Genomic DNA, 1149 nt, shown 5'->3' with positions numbered 1-1149 from the left:
ATCCAGCACAAATTCGAGGATCTGATTTATATTGACGATACCCTTCCTTTGTAGTTGTAGTATATTTTAATATCTCACCAGTTGGGCAAATGTAACAGTCAAAATGCTCATCATAAACATACTCATGTTTTCTGAAGAAACCCTCTTTTGTGCGAGGTCGTGTGTAAGGTAAAGCAGGTGTGATGTCGTTTTTCAATAAGTAGCTCGTGATAGCAGGTGTTTTATAGGCTGCGTCTGCCGCAACAGCTACTGGTTTACTAACTTTCTCAATGACTTGTTCTACCAATGGCTCTAAAATATGACTATCATGCGTGTTACCAGGGGTTACAATTGCGCCTAACACGAAGCCGTTGCGGTCTGCAGCCGCATGGAAAGAATAAGCGAACTGTTTTGTACGCTCATCTTTTACATAGTAGCCACTCTCCGGATCTGTTGTACTTTCCTTGATTTCTTTGTATTCTTCTTTATCAAACTTATCTGGTGGAAACGGCTTTTTTCCATGATCCTCGCGGTCTTGGTTAATCTCCTCTTGAAGGCGTTCTTGATAAGCACGGGTTTCTTTTCGAACAACTTTCTTTTCAAATTTGCGTTTATTTGCACTCGCTTTTACATGAGTAGAATCTACAAAAACGTGTTCAGCACTAATTAAATTCTTTTCAGCTGCAGTTTTTAAGATTCGGTAAAATATTTGTTCAAAGAGATCGCTGTCTTTAAATCGGCGCTCATAATTTTTACCGAAAGTTGAGAAGTGAGGAACTTTATCGTGAAAGCCATATCCTAAAAACCATCGATAAGCCATATTCGTTTTCAATTCTTCAATTGTTTGACGCATGGAGCGAATACCGAAGGTATATTGAATAAATGTGAGTTTAATTAATATTACAGGGTCAATACTTGGGCGGCCTTTTTCTGAATACTTATCTTTTACCAAGTCATAGATGAATGAGAAATTAATCGCCGCTTCAATTTTGCGGACCAAATGGTCCGCCGGTACAAGTTCGTCTAAAGCAACCATTTCAATTTGATCCCGTTGAATTGGATTATGTTTTGAAAGCATTTAAATCACCTCAAGCATTGTATTACTTCTATTTTAAAATAAAAAAGACTGCAGACAAGCACGATTTTCATCGAGTTTGTCGACAGTCTGAA

General features: G+C 38.0%; 1 protein-coding gene. It reads right to left on the bottom strand.

The genetic code is table 11. The features are described 5' to 3' along the window. The coding region (locus BFI01S_RS22000; protein WP_061794463.1) for an IS1182 family transposase at positions 1 to 1057 on the bottom strand (1057 nt) is incomplete at its 3' end. Between the last annotated feature and the right edge of the window lie 92 nt (positions 1058 to 1149).

The organism is Cytobacillus firmus NBRC 15306, assembly GCF_001591465.1.
Lineage (GTDB): Bacteria > Bacillota > Bacilli > Bacillales > Cytobacillaceae > Cytobacillus > Cytobacillus firmus.
The sequence above is the reverse complement of the archived record's forward strand: the minus strand, read 5'-3'. Positions and strand labels throughout refer to the sequence as shown.